The following is an 18,271-nucleotide window of genomic DNA, read 5'->3' as shown; positions in this document are numbered from 1 at the left end:
TGCCTGTTTATAGTAATTATCAGACTTTTTATTTGCTTGATATTGCTCTTTCCTTTCATTTAAAAAGTAGTTGTAAAGTATCCGTCCTACGAAGTACGTATTTATTAATATTTAATTTAGGCCTAGATTTGCTTTATGAGCAAAGAAGAAAAAAGGGCTGAAATGTTATCTATGATCGCAGATTGGCAGCAAAGTGGTAAAAGTAAAAAAGAATACTACCAAGAAAAGGGGATCTCCGAGGCCACATTTTATTATTGGTTATCTCGTAGTAAAGAAGAAAACACCTCCAATGGAAGTTTTATAGCAATAGACAAAACTGTTAAGAAAAATGATATAGAGGTCATCTATCCCAATGGAGTTCGTATAAATGCAGGTAGCGACCTAGTTCTGTTGGCCCAACTGATCCGTCTATATTAATATATGTTTTCTTTAGGATCGTCCCACAAATTCTTTCTATATGATGGCTTTTGCGATATGCGGAAGAGTTTTGAGGGCTTATGCGGCCTGGTCATCTCGGTTATGCAGCGTCAGCCCACCAGCGGTGAAGTATTTGTGTTTTTAAACCGTACCCGTACGCATATTAAACTACTTCATTGGGAACCAGGAGGATTTGTACTATACTATAAGCGTTTGGAACAGGGTACTTTTGCTGCATCTGATTTGAACAATGGTGAACTTTCCTGGAGTAATCTTGTACTTATGATTGAACCCAGATTACGCAGTAGATATTTTCATTTGAAGATCTATCGGGTAATCCCAAAGTCCCCTGAACCATTTTCTACGTTTTTTTGTTAGTGCAATTTTGAGCTTGAGTGTATCACCTACCTTTTCAAAGTAAGCTCCAATTGCAAAAGTTCTATAACGTAGTGTTGATAATGTTTTTTGCGTTTTTTCCTGCAAGACGAATATTCTGAATATCGACATTAGATTATAGGCTATCATGGAGAATATTAATGCAGCTTCTGTTGCATAAAATCCTTTCAGGTTAAACCCAGATTACGCAGTAGATATTTTCATTTGAAGATCTATCGGGTAATCTGGGATAAATGTCATAGTATAGATTTTTCCAGTACCAAATGGTAAAATGATTGGTTTCTCATAGGATAATTGTAATTGACAATGCTTACGACCATTATCTACAATTTACAAGATTTGACTGAAGAAAAAGTGAATTTTGATAATAGATTGAAGAAAAATGATGTTTAGATTTAGTTTAATAAATGCTGATTAAAATCTTCAATCTTCTTTACTGCTTGTTAACATTGTGTTACAAACTAAATGTAAACAATTAATTTGATAATATTCTAAGGAGATACTAGGCAAAGATGTTGAAACTAAATCCAAGATAATCAATAATAAACATTAAATTTATATGTATATAACTAATAATAAATAATATGGGAAGTTTTAAGCCAGTGATCATAGAAACAGATGTAGTTCATGATGGTAAAGGTGTAGATAAAGAGTATATGATTGCACGAGTCAAAATTGATTTCCATTTTATTGGATTGCTCGATGATTATAAAAACTCTGATGGCTCTATAAATGAGCAAAAGTTTAAAGATGATTTTTTAAAGGGATTTAATAAATATGAGCATGGATTCCCTGTAAACGAACGTAATATGGATTAGTCGTAGCTCTTTAATACTTTTTATAGTTTACAGGACATTGAATAATGCCGTACTAACAACCATAAATACTATTCATGTAAGAATAAGTACATTAAATCAAAAATATTATAAAAATGTACGGACGTGCAGGATTTCAGTTGTTGAGGAAAATGACACCTACACAATGAGCGTAATTTATCAAAATTGACGAGCAACCTCTCTCTTTGTTAAAATGATTCTGTTTTAATAAAAAAGGTATTAAATCTTCAAATAAATCGTGACTATGAATAATATTTATGTACTTAAATACGATTCTGTATAATCAACTCTACAACTTTGTAAATAATGCTCGTGAAATCTGATTTTTACCATTGCTTAAATGAAAATAAAAAAAAAAAAAGCTAAAACAAATTCGTTTTAGCTTTAATAAATTAAAATAAATAGTATTGTTACGCTATACGCACGTTAGTCGCGTTTAGACCGTTTCTTCCTTGTTCGACATTAAAAGTAACATTATCATTTTGTCTGATATTGTCCATTAAACCAGTATTGTGTACGAATAAATCTTGACCACCATCATTAGGTGTTATAAAACCAAAACCTTTTGTCTCGTTGAAGAATTTTACTGTTCCTTGTTGCATTTTGTAATGTATTAAATAAAAAAAATTGTTAAGGCATAAAGCCATCCTTTTCAAGAATTTTAAATCTTGAATAACCATTTAGTTAACAAACGTGAATAATAATTATTAGAGTTTGAAGGAGTACAAAGTCAAGTATTTATTACATCAAATGTGATGATAACATAGCGACTGAAAAGCAAAGACTAAAAATTGAAAAGAATACTGATCGTTCCTAGGTTTAGCGAGGCAGAGCCTGATTATACACAAATATAATAAATTAAAATCAAAATAAAAAATTTATTTATTTAGACATACTTTTAATAACATTGATATGCGAATTAAATGCAGCGAAAAATGTTGGATATTCATTGTATTTTACATTATAAGCTAAACATTCTGTTTTTAATATTTCATTAATTTTAGGATAATGAATGTGACTTATTTTAGGAAACAAATGATGCTCAACTTGAAAATTCAGTCCACCTAAAAGCCATGTAAGAGTTTTGCTTTTTGTAGCAAAATTTGCAGTTGATTGCAACTGATGAATCATCCATTCTTCCTCAACCTTGTAATTATCTATTGTTTTAAATTCTGTTTCATCTACAACATGTGCTAATTGAAAGACTGTTGCTAAACAAATCCCACATACTATACTAGATATTAATAAACCAATCATTGCTGGTAGAAATCCAACCACTATAATAGGAACAGTTATGAAAATTTGAAAATGTAAAAACTTACTAATCCAGAAAATGATTTTCTCTTTTAAAGGAAATGCTATGGTATCAGATGTCTTACTCAATCGCTGTCTAAAATATTTTTCATAATCTTGATAAAAGATCCACGCTAAATATGAAATTGAATACAAAATCATGAAATAGAAAGGTTGATATTTATGGTGCTTTTCTAGTGGTTGATCATGATGAATTCTCATAAATTTAATTTCAATATCATGGTCTTCCCCATTAATATTAGTAAATGTATGATGAGCAATATTATGCTTAAGTTTCCATAAATAGATATTCCCACCAAGAAGATTTAAGGAATAAGACAATATCGTGTTAATTTTTTTATTTTCCGAAAATGAATTATGACCAGCATCATGCATAATATTGAAACCAATTGCCGCAAAATTAACTCCTAGAAGTATGCATAATAAAACACTTATTATCCAGTGAGGCTGTAAAAAAATTAAAATTGAATATATTAAAACAAGACTTGACAATAGTATAATAGCTTTCAAAATAAGCTTTCTATTACCAGTCTTTTTTATTAAATCTTGTTGAAAGTATTGATTGATTTTTAACTTGAGGGATTTTGAGAATAATGCATTTACATTATTGAATTTTACTTGGGTATTCATTGAGTGGTATTCGTATTAAATTAAAGGGTATTTTTCGTAATATACGAAATTATAATGAATTATAAAATATTATTTACAAAATATCAGTACCACCATTTTTCCTTTATTTAGGACGTCACTGTAAAAATTATTATAAATATAAACGGCACTATCAGAAAAGATAGCACCGTATATTTTTTAAAAATTAAAATGTTAATAACTCACGAAGCCCTATTACAGGACGAGTACCTTTTACGACCATCTGCAACTCAGATTTCTTACGTGCATCATAGTATAATGACCTTGTGGTAGAAACTGTTGATACTAGATTACATTTATTATCTACTACTGGCGCTCCGCTTGATCCAGCAGCATAATCTGCTGTAATATCCATCTCTGGAAATGTCTCTTTGCTTCCAAAATATGAATGGCGACTATATTTGCGCGCTACGATTCCTTTTGAAAAGAAATTGAACATCATATGTGGGTTACTCAACACGAATACTTCAGCCCCCAAATCAACATCTTGTCCGATTGGTAATGGAACTAATTTCTTATTACCCACATCGACTTTAAGGATTGCTAAATCTAAATCTGGATTCGACGAAAGCACTTCTGTGACAGCATATACCTGATTGTCTGAAGTCATGATTTGTAAGGATAATTTTGATTGTCCATCAGTTTGAGGTTTCGCAAAATTCTCAACTACGTGGTGATTTGTCACAACAATACCTGCTTCGTCGATGACATATCCAGATGAAGGTCCTATATGTGTCTGATCACAGCGTCCACATAAGTATGCATCAGCTATCACAACCATAGACTGTTTCAGTCTTTTAGCTATTTGCTCACCTGATAAAACTTCTGTATTAGGTTTGATCAATTTAATTTTCACCCTCTTATTGACGTTATCTTTGAGCTGTTGCGTTGCCTTTTCAGGACTTACAAACTTTCTACCAGCAATAATAGAATCGGCTTTCGATTGAATCAGACGTAAAATTACCTCTTCATCCGGATAAGCCAATTTTTCTTGGGTATTCAAAGCACGAAAAGATGGAATTTGAGCATGTAAAGTGTTGGCTAAACCAAAACAACCCACTGTAGCAATTATAAGTGCTCTTATCATTAAGGATTTTTTATACTTCATATTTTATTAAATAAAGATTTTATCTGATTAGAACTTGGTCTAGGAGCTTTGTACTGAATTAATTTGCCATCGGGACCATACAAAATGAAATGTGGGATTCCAGTTACATTCATCAATTTATCATAGTTAGATTCACCTAACTCCCATTGATGACCATGAAGGCTCAATTCGTTCATCTTATTACGCCAGGCATTCTTGTCCGAATCCAAAGAAATACTTACAAAAACTAAGTTTTTATCCTTATATAATTTCTCCAACTCTTGTAGGTATGGTATCTCTTTAATACATGGCACACACCACGATGCCCATAGATCTATATAAATATACTTACCTTGAAACTGTTCTAGAGACACTTCATTTCCTGCTGCATCTTTGAATTTTATGACAGGAATATCACTTCCCAAACTTGTATAATGCAAGTTTTTGAAATTATTCAGAATTCTTTTTTGCAATTCTTCGTCATCAACTTTGGACAACAAAGATTCAAGACGGGCAATATCAGTTTTAAATACTTCCTTATTAACTATTTTATAAGACGAGACGTATCTTTCCAAATCATTCTGCAAGGTTGAACTTATTAATTCTGGTGTTTTAAAAAGTTCTTTCAACTTGTCAAATTTCAAAGAAATACGTTCCATTGGATCATTCGAATTCTCTATTAGCGAATTGACATAATTATTCACATTAGCTACACCATTCCAAAATGATAATGTATACTTAGAATCCATGATCGAGGGAATAGCCTTCAATCTTTCTTGCGGAATCGTGACTTGACGGCTTGTAGTTGCGACAGCCAAATAATTGTTATACGACCATACTGTCAAGTATTTGATCATATCTTTGTTTTTGACATTATATTTTTTCGCCAACGATTGTGCCTCTGACAAGTAAGATTCTACGGCATTTTGATACGCTTCTTTATTATCTCTTTTGTGAAATAAATCCCTCATGGTTTGGTTTGAAAAACTAGAGTAAGCTATAAAAGCGTTATTCTCTGACTTAGACGAAGAAGGTAATACAGTCAGATAATTCTCTTTATCATAAGTCAAATTCAGTTTCAGCTTATCACCAGGCTTCAGAAGTAATGGAAATGTTGCTCCCAATTGTCTATTTTTCTTGACAGGTACAAATGAAACCTCAAACCAAGTAGGTTCGGTCAATTCCATTTCAGATGTGAAAGTTCCATTAGTAGCAAGGGGGAACTCCTCCCCTTGCTCTTTGTTGTATAAATCTGAAATATATAAGGCATATTCCTGATCCAAATTGATAGATCCAGAAACAGATGCAACTTTGGCGATGGTAGTGTTTTCACTAGCTAATGTTGACAAGCTATTTAGCAATAAGCTAAAAACAAGTAACAATTTAAAATTTAAGTATATCATAAAATCTATTATTTTCTTTTCTTGAAGAATATTTTCACGGGCTTATCAGAAATATTCGCATAAGTTGCTTTCTTAATTCCGGTCTCTAGATCATATACGACTACCGAACCTTTTAATCCAGTCGCATTCTCATCATACACCGCTACATATAATTCTTTAATTGGATCAAGATCATCTTTACCAACTTCTTTAGCGGGAGTCTTGGCCATACTCGTAATTACTCCTGGGATATCGAGCGTGATATATGGCGAAGTAGGAATATTATTTGTCGTATAGTACCATTTATATATACTTCTACCATTCGTATAAGCCAAATAATTCAACTCTCCTACAAGCAATGTTTTTGAATCTGACTTCAGCGTCAAATTCGTATTGGTAAATGTACTTTCTTCAATGAAAGCAAGTCGTTGTTCAGAAAAGTTTGTCTTTCTAATAATAGATGGATTACTCTTAGATGAAGTGAGGGTATAGCAGTTATCTCCATAAGCAAAAAAGGTAATCATATTTTGATCATTTAAACGAGTACCAGAATTTGCATTTCTAGTCCATAAATTATGAAAAATAGAAGTTGCTGGCTCCCAAAAAAATCCACTGGTATAATTTTGGGTTGGTAACATTTGAGTTTTTAATTCAAACACCTTAGTTCCAGCAGTTGAATTGGTAGAAACAACATGCTCAAGTGTCGCTAAATTATATACTTTGCCACTTCTATTCAAGATCATAGAACTTTTGGCTTCGCTATCCGGGATATTCATAAATACAGGTTGGAAATCTGGGAAATCAGGTGACTCAATTACCGCTTCCAATTCCAATGTTTTATAATTCAACGCGGAAATTCTACCTACTTCGGAAGAAATAAAAATTTGATTCACGCGCACTGCAATATCTGTAGGTTTTTTACCAAGTTTATCACCAGGATTGCTTTTTTCGAAGCTATTAATATCCACATCTTCTATATTTGTCAGCGAAAGGAACTTTCCTTCTTTCTTAGGAATAAAACTCAATGTACCTTCTTGTTCAGCATTTTCAGCAAGAATAAGCAATCCTTCTTCATACTGAGAGTTGACACGAATTCTAAACTCTTTGAATACACTTCCGTCTTGGTTACTTACCTTCAGACGTACAGGAAATGAACCTAGACGTGCACTTTTAAAAGAAAAGTCTTTCTCTGAAGATACTAACTTATAATCTACTTCCCATTCGTATGACAACGATGAATTACCTTTTTGCTCTACCACAGGCTTTAACACATATTCTTCATTCAGACCTAAGTCTATAGTAGCCTTTTCTGGAAAACCCAAATCTACTTGAATAGTAGCTAATTCGCGATTCGCGCCACTTGTATCGTCTTTATAACAGCTTTGTACAAAAAAAGTCAAAGCAAGTAAAAATAATATTATTCGATTATTCATAATTCTATTTAATTAATTAATAAAACCTGCTGGCTTAGGTATACCTGTAACACCTAATTCTGGATGTTCAATAATAAAATAGCGGTACAGAGGAATTAAAACATATTTTGTTAATGTATTATTATAATCATAAGCCCATGTTCCAGGGAAATTTGGCAACAATGGCCCTCCAAAATCTTTCATCATATTCATGTGTGTACCTGGTGCCAAATTTTCAACGTCATTGACCAACTCCACGAATTTCACATACACTAGCGGATTCCAAGGTCCTAACTGACTACTAGGCCACAACTTCACGTTGTCATTAGCCCAAGGGTTAACCCAATGTGGTTGCTCGATTCTATTATTGAATGTCACGACCAAGCTCGAGGTTTCTTTGCTAGTAGGTACAAAGTTGTCATTCTCTAATAGGGTAAAACCTATTTTATACGTATTATTTCCTAATGATTCTCTTAAAATTTCTAATGGTATTAGTCCGTCTACAGAATCTGCTTTAATAGTAAAACTCGTAGGAATTTTATAATGAACATTCTCTTGGGCATCAGTCTTGGCTGCTATAAGCTCGATGTTGAATTCACGATCCTCCGAAGTTGGATTCCCCATGATACGCACTGGAAGATCCAATGTGTGCGATTTTGATTCTAGAGGAGTGATCCCAAAAGAATAATCTGTACTGTCGTTTAAAAAATAAATTCCAGTTTTGAAATCTTCTGCTTGAAATAAATTTTCCTTACACGAAGACATTAAAGCCAATCCTATTAGGATACAGTAAACTGCTTTGAAGTGATTTATATATCTTTTCATAATCTATCGTTTAATAATTAAACTCTTTTTCATCAAGAGGAATTGGCCATACATAAACTTGATTGCTTGCAGGAACAACTACATTATCCGTATTCATGATCGGTAAATTAAGTCGTTTCATATTGAAGAAAGTTTGTCCTTCACCAATGAATTCTTTATATCTTTCATTCGTAATTCTTTCTAGAGTCAAAGTCAATGGTGTATTACGATTTGACAAACTCGTCAAACCTCTAGAATTCAATACAGCATTGAAATAGGCTGTTGCCGTTGAAGGACTAGAGTCCAATAATGATTCGGCTAATATATAATGCATCTCAGGTAAACGAATCAAATTCGTTCCATCGATTACATTTGCCGGTCTTGCATATTGTAGTTCTTCATTGAATTGATACTTGTCTAATAATTTAATAAAACGCTTAACAGGACCAGTGCCTAGCATGTTATCTTTGAAATATGTAGATATACGATAATCTACAGGCTCTTCTTCGAAAGCGTAAGTATCCAATAAGTCAGGTCGAGGACTATATGAATAAGAAGTGGTATAATTCCAAAACCTATCTCTTAATAAAGTATAATTAGTTTTATTATACAATCCAAAGATAGTCTCTGTAGGATACAACATTCCGTTTTGCAAATCAGTAGCAAAATCATTAGCTGTCATCAGTTTGAACTTATTGGAGTCCACTACTTTTTGGGCATATTTTGCTGCATTCGCTTTATCTCCCATATTCAAATACACGCGTGCTAAAGTCGCTTGTACAGCATAAAGATTGAAATGTGTTTCTCTATCGCGTAAAAATGGCTCCGTAGGATTTACTTTTGGGTTGGTAAAATATTCCACATCTTTTGCTAATAAATCTTCGGCAGCCAATAAGTCCGCAATGATATATTCATAAACTTTAGCTGCGCTAGAGAAAGATGAAGGACTTAATTCAAACTTTACAGAATACGGTAATCCTTCTGCGTCTTCATTATTCTGAATGTTAGCTGTATATAAACGGAGTAAATCAAAATGCATAAAAGCTCTAATTCCCAAAGCCTCACCTTTGTAAAGATTATAAAAGCGCATAGAATTAGCATTCATCTTATCCAAATTAATGATGATGTTATTTACATTAGCTATGTTTTTATACATATCACCCCAAATTGTATTTAATTTAGCTTCAACATCTACGTATTGGTAGTTATATTTTTTGGCATTTTCTACAATAAGATTTCCTGGACAAACATAATATTGTGCCAAAACATCAATCATATCATATGACAATTCTCTTCCATACAGACTGCTTGAATTCATACTAGCGTACACACCATACAATGCTGATTCAAATCCCTCTGGATTACTCAATAATTGTTCACCTGTTATTTCGCCTACAGGTCTTATATCCAAAAACTTATTGCATGATGTATTTACAGTCAAACATACACCAAGTATTACTGTAAAAAGTTTGGGTAAATTATTTTTTATATTAAATTTCATATGAGTTCGGATTAAAATAAAATATTGATATTAAAATCTACACCACGACTATACAAGTAGTTCGTTCCACGTTCCATACGTACGGTAGACAATCTGAATAAATCGTTTATACTCATACCGAAAGACAATTTGTTTGCACCGAGTCTTTTTGCAAAGGTATTTGAAAAGTCATAAGCTATATTCAGACGGTCTAAAGACACTGTATTCTCTTTTTCGACAAAACGTGTAGATGACTTAGGTGATGTAGCATCCGCTATATTACGATATTGAGCTATATCACCTGGTTTTTGCCAACGATCTGTAAGTACTCTCACATCGGCATTGAACATTGGATTAGAACCCTCAACCTTTGTAGCTCTAGTCATATTATAGATATATCCACCATTTGTAAAACCAAAATAAGCTACTGCCGACAATCGCTTGTAACGTACTGTAGTGAATACATTACCAGACACCACTGGAGTTTGATCTCCTACTACGATTTTGTCATATGGATCATAAATGAATGTACGTTCGCCGTTACGTTTTATGAAAATCTCTTGACCTGTAGCTGCATCGATACCTCCCGAAGGGACAACTTTCAATGAGGTAGTAGACTCGCCTTCAATAAATTGTGGCAATGGACTTCCTGATTCTACACTATTGTTTTGATCATTTAGTCGTTGCAAAGAATTCGAAATTTTCAAGATTTTATTTCTATTGTGTTGCAAATTGGTTCCTAACTGCCAAGACCATTTCTCATTGCGTACCGCAAAAACATCAGCGCGCAATTCAATACCTCTATTCTCCATTTCGCCCAAATTGTCTTTTCCGGTCGTAACACCTGTTGATGGGGCTAGAGTTTTGTCGATTAATAGATCTGTAGTTCGACGTACATATACATCAGCAGTAAGATTCACACGTCTATTCCACAATGACATGTCTACACCTGCATTGTAGTTCATGGTTCTTTCCCATTTCAAATCTGGATTCCCAATTGCTATAGGGACAGCACCAATACCATTCAAATAGGCCAATTCATTTCTATACTGATAAGTAGTCAAAGATTGGTAAGATGCAAAATTGACTTTACCAGTATACCCCATACTACCGCGCAATTTCAATAAATTAATCACATCTGCATTCATAAAAGACTCATTGTGCAGATTCCAACCTAAACCCGTGGACCAAAAATGTCCATATCTATTGTTCACACCGAACTTTGAAGACCCAGACATCTGATAAACTCCGTCTACATAATAACGATTTTTGAGTGAGTAATTCACATTGAAGAAGCCACTTAAGTCCGTACTTAAATCCTGTACACCTGTAGGTTGTTGACCATCAGGATAGCTAGCGGCAAACTTCATGAAGGATAAATTATCAGCATAAAATCCTATCCCCATAAATGTAGAACTTCTATTATCAAAACGATTGATTGTAGCGCCTGTATTGATGGCTAGCAAATTATCTTCCTTGAAAATTTTGTTATATGACAAGACCAAATTTCCTGAATAATTCAATCCTTTAGAATTCGACTCATTTAACATTCCTTTTTTAGATGGGTCTGTTTCATCTTTATAAGCAGCCGATAATGGTGACAAGAATCCTTCTATATTACCTTGATTCAACGAAATATTCCAGTGCGTAGTCAATCTGAAATTAGAGTTGATATTCCAACGTGCATCAAAATCATTACTTATTAATTGCGTCCAATTTCTATCGAAAGAACCTAAACTCGCTTCATATAATGGATTCGCTTTTTCCCAAGATAAAAGCTTATTCATTTGACCATATTCATCATAAATCGCATCATACGGATTTAATTGAATAAAATTTGAGAACGCTCCATAAGGAGAAGCAACTGAATTCACGCGATTGAATGTAGTGCGATTGGTAAACGAAAAACCCTTAGCAGCATAATGTTCTAACATGAAACCGAAACCATAACGATCACGACCATCACCTTTCATAACACCATTCACTTGAGCAAAACGACCATTCAATTCATAACGTGTACCTTGAGAACCTCCAGATATTCTTACCGAATGGTCATTAGTAAATCCAACACGTGAAGGCTGTGCCATCCAATCCGTTTGCACTCCACTACGAATCATCTTGAATCGATTATTATACACAGAATCTAATCCATATTGCGCTACTGGATCGGCCGATGTATATAAGCCTGCTAGTTTTTCGTATTCCAATTTTTGCATGGGATCTAACAAAGTATAATCTGAAAAATCCGGCATCTGAACTGAACTAATCAGATTGTATGCTACTCTAATTTTACCTTCAGCGACACGTTTACGCTCAATGACAATCACACCATTAGCCGCTCTAGCACCATATAAAGCAGCTGCCGAAGCATCTTTTAATACAGTTACTGTCTCGATTTCATTGATATCCATATCATACAAATCCTGAAGAGAAACAATCGTACCATCACGAACAATCAAGGGCTGGTTGACCGATTGGTCCGTATTAGTGAACGATGTAACTCCACGCAATAATAAATCAGGAAGTTTATTTGGATTAGAACCTTCTCTATTTTGCGTTACGGTAACCATACCCGGTGTCAACATACTGATAGCTTCCAAAACACTTGTAGGCGATACCGCTTTCAATTGTTCTCCAGTAAAAGATTGAGAAGCTCCAGTAAATGATTCTTTGGATTTATTGAATAAACCAGTCACTACGACATTATCGATTTCGGTTTGATTAGCTTCCAATTTAATTTCAATAAAATTGAAATTCGGAATATTGACAGTTTTAGATTCCATACCGAGGTAAGAAACCAAAATACGAGTATCACCTTCTTTCAAATCAAGTTTGAAAACACCTTTTTCGTCGGTCATAATACGTGTACCACTAGGTAAAGCTTGCACAGTTGCACCTGCTATATATTTCCCCGTAGCATCATCCGTCACACGTCCACCAAGAACAGTTTGCTGAATAGCATTGTGTACTTGATAATTGGACTGCATATTTTCCTTTTTTGGTTGTACCAAAATTGATTTCCCATCGATCTTATAATCCAATGGGAGTTGTTTGAAAACTTCATCCAAAACATAACCAATAGGCTTATTTTTGGTGTTGAGGGTTACATTTTTAGATTGATTTAATAATTCTGCATTTAAGAAGAAATTATATCCACTTTGTTTTCTGATTTCCTTTAATACTTGTTCTAGACTAGCATTTTTGACCATTAGCGAAATATCTTGCGCCATAGCAAATGTAGGAACACTTAATAAAGACATCGAAAAAATCACGGTAGCCAATTTACTTCTTCGCTTAAGCCTATGAAATAGACTTTTTTCTAAGCAATAAGAACCTAGAGGAAGTTTTTTTTCCAGCTGAGATTCTTTTGATTCATTTTGCTTCATAAACACGGGTTAGACTTTGATTAATTTAATTCAGTTATTTATTAATTGGGTTGATTAATTTCTATTTTATCACTTTACATTTAGTATTGCAAGGTTAATCTCTTTTCATTATTCACCTGTACTACCTTAAACCGTAGCGAACTACTAGCTTCAATCATCTCAATAACTGATGACAAAGGCTCATTTCTACCGACCTGACCATAAAAACGGTCCGCTGGCCACTGATCGATATCGACACTGATGTCGTACCAACGTTGTATATCGGCCATAATTTCCTTTAAGTCGGCATTTTGGAAAGAAAATAAATTGTTTTTCCAACTAATACTTTCTTCCGCGTCAACAGTGTTGATTTTCACTTTATGACTGGATTTGCTCAATGAAGCTTCCTGATTAGGCTTCAACAAAAATTGATTTCCGACAGCATTACTTATATTGACACGCCCACTTAAAAGGGTTGTCGTCGTGATTGATTCATCGCTATAGCTTTTTAAATTGAATTTGGTGCCCAATACCTCAATCTTTTGCCCCATGGATCGGACAATGAATGGCTTCAATTGATGTCCATATTGAGGATATTCATGTTCTTGATGCGAAACTTCAAAATAAGCCTCACCATCTACTTCCACAACGCGTTGTTTTTGGTCAAATACCAACGGGTAGGTCAACTTGGAATTGGCGTTCAGCCACACTTTTGTACCATCATCCAGCGTAATAGACATTTGTTTCCCTTTAGGTGTGCTCAAGACAACTTTTTGATTTTTAAAGTTATCATCCAAATTTTGGAAAAGCTCATTCCCATCTCCTAGGAACAATTCCCCATTTCTGGACAATAAATCACTCGTACTCTTACTCAATGTGATAACTTCACCATTCTCCAAAGTAATAGTAGCCTGATCTTCCAAAGGGTAGATGTATTCTGCCTTCACAGTTTGGGCAATTGAATTATTTGTTTTTTGTTGAAATAGATAAACGCCAAAAACAAGCAAACATGCAGCTGCAATACAAGAAATCGCAATTTTCAATAGACGTGTAGGTCTATTTGTTCTCGTTTCTTCTTGGATTGATTCAAATATTTTTCCTTTCAGATTTGTGATTTCATTTTGTTCCCACATTTTGTATTGTGGTTCACGATTTACCTCATTCAACCAAGCCTCCAACAATTCACGTTCCTTATCAGAAACATAATCATTTTGGTATTTTCTTATTAATTTTTGAAATTCCGTTGGCTTCATTTTTTATTATTTAAATTCCCAATACACTTATAAGTCTCCTTTCTAATGTCGGACACACAGTCATTAATTAAAAAAAAATCATAATTTTGGATTAGTTATTATCGAATGGTAGCGCTATATAAAATATCAGACATCACCGAAAAAGAAATTTTGAACGCCCTGAAAGAAGGCGATCATAAGGTATTTAGTGTCGTATATGACAGATATGCTGAAGAGCTATTGCATTTTATATATGGATTCACCAAAGACAAACAAATTTGTGAAGACATTTTGCATGAAATATTCATGGACTTTTGGAGAAGAAAAGAGTCCATAGAAATCAAATCTAATCTCAAAAGTTACTTATTCTCATCTGCTAAATATGCAGTGCTCACATTTATTCGTTCAGAAAAGGTGAGACAAAAATACGTAGATCATTTTAATTTATTCTTATCTCAACTATCTACAAATGAGACCTACGAAATATCAGATTTAAATGATTTGCATTGTATCATTTCGATGTGTCTAGAAAAACTACCAAACAAATGTAAAGAGGCTTTTTGTATGAGCCGATTCCAACATAAGAGTATACATGAAATAGCACAAGAAATGAATATCTCGCCACGTACAGTAGAAAACTACATTACATTAGGTTTGAAAACAATTAGAACAGCTTTGGCAAATTATTCTTGGCTTTTAATTATTTTCAGCAGTATCAATAAGGATTAGTTCATAACACGTGTTATTTAAGGAATAAATAGCATCGTAAGATTTTTTTTCTAATATTGAACAAATACATTTAAATCTTATTTGATTTTCTCATGATCATAAATAAGTTTTCAATGATAAGCATAAAGAGAAAATTGCTGTGTCGGAATCGATTGATATTTATTTAGGAATATAGAAAATACACTATTAATTACAAAATAAAGTATATCTCAGCCACGTTTAACAGGAGATAATGTTTTAAGATTTAAAGTACTCTTTGAAAAATATGTCTAAAAAACATATTAAGATAAATAAGTATCATTCATCTTTTTACCAAGCTTGTTTTATAGTTCTTTAATACAAAATCATCCCCAACAACAGTTCCAGTAGAATATTTATAAAAATAAATTGTTGCGGATGTGGATGATTGTATTCGATAATTCGGAATTCACAACTTTTGGTAATTATGTATGCATCAAAATGTGCAACAACGGTGCAGCATAATTGGCAATAATAAATACATAGTTCATCTTTTGGAACATAGAGTTCCAAAAGATAAAACAAGCTTTGTATTAGCAATAAGACAAAGTAATTAAGAATTATTTATTTAACGTGAGTTCGGTTTAAATAATGCAGACCTTAATGCAGTGATCTATATTCATTGGGGGTCATCCCCGTTTTCTGCTTGAATAGTCGGGTAAAATGCTGTTGATATTTAAAACCCAAATGATGAGATATATCACTGATAGATTTATCACTGTCAAATATTATTGATTTTGCAGCATCAATTACTTTGGACTTTATAATATCTAATGCCGTAGTTCCAGTTTCTTTTTTGATAAGATCACCAAAATAGTTGGTAGAGAGGTTCAGCTGTTCTGCACACCATCTAACTGAAGGTAGCCCTAAATTCTGACACTTGTCGGATTGAAAATAATCATTGAGAAGATTTTCAAACTTTATTAATATATCATTGTTGGCATGACTTCGGGTGATGAACTGTCTGTCATAAAACCGCATACAATAGTTCAGGAACAATTCAATATTCGACACAATCAAAGTTTTACTGTGTTTGTCAATGTTCTGGTCAATTTCATAAGCTATTTTTCCAAAGCAGTCATTCACAATCGATCTTTCTTTTTTGGATAAGTGTAAGGCTTCATTAACCTCGTATGAAAAAAAAGTGTACTCTTTTATCTTTCTCCCCATATGGGTACCACTAATTAGATCGGGGTGAAATACAAGTGCCTTACCCGAGGGTTTAATCACCTTTCCCTGGCTATCAATTCCATATATCTGACCAGGGGAAATAAACACTAAAGTCCCATCATCATAATCATAAGACTGACAACCATATTTAATATCACCACATTTAATGTATTTTAAAAAAACAGCGTAAATGCCCATATATCTTCTAAAATATTTATATGTAGGCATTTCATCAAAATCCACAACACTTACAAGCGGATGAAGGGTATCAACTCCCAGGGTATCATTGTATTGCCTAACAGTATCTATTCGCTCCACTTGTTCCTTAATAAGTTTTTCCTACAAATTTACTAAACACTTTCGCATTTAAAGTATACTTAAATCAAATCAGTAAAAGTGGTAAATAAATCTGTGTTTTGTATAAAAACGAATACAAAATGGTAGGTAACTTTGTATATGTTAATAAATTGGGATACGTGTCAATTACATGTCCTTGGGTTTAATCCATACTCAATGTCAGACAAAACACTAAAAAGGTTCAACGGGAATCGCTATTAATAGCCGCATTTGTTAATCGTCACGGTCAGTTCGAAGAAATAGCTAATGCTGTTTTATTTCTATGCAATGATACTGTAAACTTTATTATTAGGTCATTCGTTGGTAATACATGGCGCTTAAAACATTTAATAAAATGTATAAATAAAACAAAGATATGAGTAAGACAACAAAAAATAAAATAGCGAGAACAGCACACCGTCTAACCGTAGGGATTTCTTAAAAAATGCCGCTCTTATCGGAGCGACTACTTGCGTTCCCACTGTATTAGTATCTAGCTGTACAGAACAGAAAACGTCATCTTTTAAAAGAAGGTAAAAACGAAAATACTATGCCCATTATTACGGAGCGCCGTACTTTAGGGAAAGGTAGTGCCCCAATGGAAGTTTCGGCTTTAGGTTTTGGACTAATGGGAATGAACTACCACCGAGGTCCACATCCTGATGAAAAAGCGATGATTAAACTGGCTCATGAAGTCGTAGAGCGTGGTGTTACACTTTTGATACTGCAGAAACCTACGGCCCGTTCATCAACGAAGAACTCATAGGTAAGGCTCTTGCCGAGTTTAAGGGCAAGATTGCCATAAGCACAAAATTCGGATTCAACTATACCGGAAACAAAATAAATGATATGCCAGCTGGACTTAACAGCAAACCCGAACGCATTCGTGAGATGGTAAAAGCTTCGTTGCAAGGTCTGAATATTGATACAATAGAATTGTTGTACCAGCACCGTTTCGATCCCAACGTACCCATTGAAGATGTAGCAGGAACCATCAAAGACCTTATTGCCGAGGGAAAGGTGAAATATTTTGAACTTTGTGAGGTCGGGCCAGAAACGATCCGGAAAACACATGCCGTACAGCCTGTAACAGCTATACAGAGTGAATATCATTTGATGTGGCGTGAAGTGGAAAATGAAGTACTACCTGTATGTGAGGAGTTGGGCATCGGTATTATTCCGTATAGTCCTTTAAACCGGGGTTCCTCACAGGTGCCATTAATGAATATACTAGTTTCAGTTCAGACAACGACAACCGTAATATCCTTCCACGTTTTACCCCGGAAGCAATACGTGGAAATCTTAAGATTGTGGAGGAAATGAACAAATTTGGACGTACAAGAGGCATAACCGCTGCACAAGTAGCATTGGGATGGTTGCTGCAAAAAGCACCGTTTATCGTCCCTATTCCGGGAACGACAAAAATATCACATTTGGAAGAAAACCTACGAACATTAAATTTCACTTTTAGCGCACAAGAATGGAACGAACTCGAATCAGCAGTAGCAAAAATTACTATTGTTGGTGATCGTTACCCAGCTTCCGAGCAAAAAAAGGTACAGAGTTAAATAAACGGCTGAACTAAACATAGACTTTCGGTTTCCATCATGTCGTTCGTATTACCACTGCACCCCAAAATTGATAA

Annotated in this window: 17 protein-coding genes and 2 pseudogenes; 7 read left to right on the top strand and 12 right to left on the bottom strand. The window is 34.0% G+C overall.

Annotated elements, in window-relative coordinates:
- Nucleotides 1-105, bottom strand: a 105-nt coding sequence (locus GOQ16_RS18190) for a helix-turn-helix domain-containing protein (RefSeq protein ID WP_369073901.1), incomplete at its 3' end; no start/stop codon positions are given.
- A gap of 30 nt (nt 106-135) precedes the next feature.
- Between GOQ16_RS18190 and tnpA the strand changes: the two genes are divergently transcribed.
- Nucleotides 136-417: an IS66 family insertion sequence element accessory protein TnpA gene (gene tnpA, locus GOQ16_RS14975; protein ID WP_160070026.1), complete on the top strand. Its 282-nt coding sequence runs from the start codon at nt 136-138 to the stop codon at nt 415-417.
- 3 nt (nt 418-420) lie between these two features.
- Entirely contained in the window at nt 421-795 is a 375-nt protein-coding gene (gene tnpB, locus GOQ16_RS18185; RefSeq protein ID WP_369073900.1) for an IS66 family insertion sequence element accessory protein TnpB, read from the top strand.
- Here tnpB and GOQ16_RS14965 read toward each other — a convergent pair.
- Complete coding sequence (locus GOQ16_RS14965) at nt 715-924, bottom strand: hypothetical protein (RefSeq protein ID WP_204987449.1); 210 nt, start codon at nt 922-924, stop codon at nt 715-717. The genes tnpB and GOQ16_RS14965 overlap by 81 nt on opposite strands.
- 473 nt (nt 925-1,397) lie before the next feature.
- On the opposite strand from GOQ16_RS14965, the gene GOQ16_RS14960 reads away from it, so the two are divergent.
- The gene (locus GOQ16_RS14960) at nt 1,398-1,631 is read left to right on the top strand and encodes a hypothetical protein (protein ID WP_160070024.1); all 234 of its coding nucleotides are present in this window, start codon (nt 1,398-1,400) and stop codon (nt 1,629-1,631) included.
- Nucleotides 1,632-2,059: 428 nt separating this feature from the next.
- Here the strand turns inward: GOQ16_RS14960 and GOQ16_RS14955 are convergent, their stop codons facing one another.
- From GOQ16_RS14955 to GOQ16_RS14915, 9 genes are all read right to left on the bottom strand, one after another.
- Nucleotides 2,060-2,251, bottom strand: a complete 192-nt coding sequence (locus tag GOQ16_RS14955; RefSeq protein ID WP_159635053.1) for a cold-shock protein — start codon at nt 2,249-2,251, stop codon at nt 2,060-2,062.
- A 280-nt stretch (nt 2,252-2,531) separates the two neighbouring features.
- On the bottom strand, nt 2,532-3,593 hold the full coding sequence (locus GOQ16_RS14950) for a fatty acid desaturase family protein (RefSeq protein ID WP_160070023.1): 1,062 nt from the start codon (nt 3,591-3,593) through the stop codon (nt 2,532-2,534).
- 184 nt (nt 3,594-3,777) lie between these two features.
- Complete coding sequence (locus tag GOQ16_RS14945) at nt 3,778-4,698, bottom strand: S1 family peptidase (protein WP_160070022.1); 921 nt, start codon at nt 4,696-4,698, stop codon at nt 3,778-3,780.
- A gap of 17 nt (nt 4,699-4,715) precedes the next feature.
- A complete protein-coding gene (locus tag GOQ16_RS14940) occupies nt 4,716-6,047 on the bottom strand; it encodes a TlpA family protein disulfide reductase (protein WP_160070021.1) in 1,332 nt (443 codons plus the stop codon).
- Between the two features lie 62 nt (nt 6,048-6,109).
- Nucleotides 6,110-7,513, bottom strand: a complete 1,404-nt coding sequence (locus tag GOQ16_RS14935) for a PKD-like domain-containing protein (protein WP_160070020.1) — start codon at nt 7,511-7,513, stop codon at nt 6,110-6,112.
- A 12-nt stretch (nt 7,514-7,525) separates the two neighbouring features.
- Nucleotides 7,526-8,317 (bottom strand): DUF4843 domain-containing protein, encoded by a 792-nt coding sequence (locus tag GOQ16_RS14930; RefSeq protein ID WP_160070019.1) that lies wholly within the window; start codon nt 8,315-8,317, stop codon nt 7,526-7,528.
- A gap of 10 nt (nt 8,318-8,327) precedes the next feature.
- A complete protein-coding gene (locus tag GOQ16_RS14925; protein WP_160070018.1) occupies nt 8,328-9,797 on the bottom strand; it encodes a RagB/SusD family nutrient uptake outer membrane protein in 1,470 nt (489 codons plus the stop codon).
- Between the two features lie 11 nt (nt 9,798-9,808).
- Nucleotides 9,809-13,162: a SusC/RagA family TonB-linked outer membrane protein gene (locus GOQ16_RS14920; protein ID WP_160070017.1), complete on the bottom strand. Its 3,354-nt coding sequence runs from the start codon at nt 13,160-13,162 to the stop codon at nt 9,809-9,811.
- A gap of 80 nt (nt 13,163-13,242) precedes the next feature.
- Complete coding sequence (locus GOQ16_RS14915; RefSeq protein WP_160070016.1) at nt 13,243-14,394, bottom strand: FecR family protein; 1,152 nt, start codon at nt 14,392-14,394, stop codon at nt 13,243-13,245.
- 105 nt (nt 14,395-14,499) lie between these two features.
- Here GOQ16_RS14915 and GOQ16_RS14910 point away from each other — a divergent pair, with 105 nt between their 5' ends.
- Nucleotides 14,500-15,102, top strand: coding sequence for an RNA polymerase sigma-70 factor (locus GOQ16_RS14910; protein WP_160070015.1), 603 nt, complete (start codon nt 14,500-14,502; stop codon nt 15,100-15,102).
- A gap of 618 nt (nt 15,103-15,720) precedes the next feature.
- On the opposite strand, the gene GOQ16_RS14905 is transcribed toward GOQ16_RS14910, so the two are convergent.
- Nucleotides 15,721-16,608: a helix-turn-helix domain-containing protein gene (locus GOQ16_RS14905; RefSeq protein ID WP_240141059.1), complete on the bottom strand. Its 888-nt coding sequence runs from the start codon at nt 16,606-16,608 to the stop codon at nt 15,721-15,723.
- Between the two features lie 441 nt (nt 16,609-17,049).
- On the opposite strand from GOQ16_RS14905, the pseudogene GOQ16_RS18180 reads away from it, so the two are divergent.
- From GOQ16_RS18180 to GOQ16_RS17965, 3 genes and pseudogenes are all read left to right on the top strand, one after another.
- Nucleotides 17,050-17,163: pseudogene (locus GOQ16_RS18180) on the top strand (twin-arginine translocation signal domain-containing protein); the annotation flags it as partial.
- 13 nt (nt 17,164-17,176) lie between these two features.
- The gene (locus GOQ16_RS17970; RefSeq protein WP_240141058.1) at nt 17,177-17,392 is read left to right on the top strand and encodes a hypothetical protein; all 216 of its coding nucleotides are present in this window, start codon (nt 17,177-17,179) and stop codon (nt 17,390-17,392) included.
- Nucleotides 17,374-18,194 (top strand): annotated as a pseudogene (locus GOQ16_RS17965) (aldo/keto reductase). The gene GOQ16_RS17970 and the pseudogene GOQ16_RS17965 overlap by 19 nt, the downstream one beginning before the upstream one ends.
- Nucleotides 18,195-18,271 lie beyond the last annotated feature (77 nt).

The organism is Sphingobacterium bovisgrunnientis (assembly GCF_009829085.1).
Taxonomy (GTDB): domain Bacteria; phylum Bacteroidota; class Bacteroidia; order Sphingobacteriales; family Sphingobacteriaceae; genus Sphingobacterium; species Sphingobacterium bovisgrunnientis.
This window is presented reverse-complemented; position numbering and strand designations above follow the sequence as displayed.

What these genes read in the sequence shown, in the direction of transcription:
- tnpA (WP_160070026.1), top strand. Translation starts at nt 136, where the DNA reads ATGAGCAAAGAAGAAAAAAGGGCTGAAATGTTATCTATGATCGCAGAT.
- tnpB (WP_369073900.1), top strand. Translation starts at nt 421, where the DNA reads ATGTTTTCTTTAGGATCGTCCCACAAATTCTTTCTATATGATGGCTTT.
- GOQ16_RS14965 (WP_204987449.1), bottom strand. Translation starts at nt 924, where the DNA reads ATGTCGATATTCAGAATATTCGTCTTGCAGGAAAAAACGCAAAAAACA.
- GOQ16_RS14960 (WP_160070024.1), top strand. Translation starts at nt 1,398, where the DNA reads ATGGGAAGTTTTAAGCCAGTGATCATAGAAACAGATGTAGTTCATGAT.
- GOQ16_RS14955 (WP_159635053.1), bottom strand. Translation starts at nt 2,251, where the DNA reads ATGCAACAAGGAACAGTAAAATTCTTCAACGAGACAAAAGGTTTTGGT.
- GOQ16_RS14950 (WP_160070023.1), bottom strand. Translation starts at nt 3,593, where the DNA reads ATGAATACCCAAGTAAAATTCAATAATGTAAATGCATTATTCTCAAAA.
- GOQ16_RS14945 (WP_160070022.1), bottom strand. Translation starts at nt 4,698, where the DNA reads ATGATAAGAGCACTTATAATTGCTACAGTGGGTTGTTTTGGTTTAGCC.
- GOQ16_RS14935 (WP_160070020.1), bottom strand. Translation starts at nt 7,513, where the DNA reads ATGAATAATCGAATAATATTATTTTTACTTGCTTTGACTTTTTTTGTA.
- GOQ16_RS14930 (WP_160070019.1), bottom strand. Translation starts at nt 8,317, where the DNA reads ATGAAAAGATATATAAATCACTTCAAAGCAGTTTACTGTATCCTAATA.
- GOQ16_RS14925 (WP_160070018.1), bottom strand. Translation starts at nt 9,797, where the DNA reads ATGAAATTTAATATAAAAAATAATTTACCCAAACTTTTTACAGTAATA.
- GOQ16_RS14920 (WP_160070017.1), bottom strand. Translation starts at nt 13,162, where the DNA reads ATGAAGCAAAATGAATCAAAAGAATCTCAGCTGGAAAAAAAACTTCCT.
- GOQ16_RS14915 (WP_160070016.1), bottom strand. Translation starts at nt 14,394, where the DNA reads ATGAAGCCAACGGAATTTCAAAAATTAATAAGAAAATACCAAAATGAT.
- GOQ16_RS14910 (WP_160070015.1), top strand. Translation starts at nt 14,500, where the DNA reads ATGGTAGCGCTATATAAAATATCAGACATCACCGAAAAAGAAATTTTG.
- GOQ16_RS17970 (WP_240141058.1), top strand. Translation starts at nt 17,177, where the DNA reads ATGCCCATTATTACGGAGCGCCGTACTTTAGGGAAAGGTAGTGCCCCA.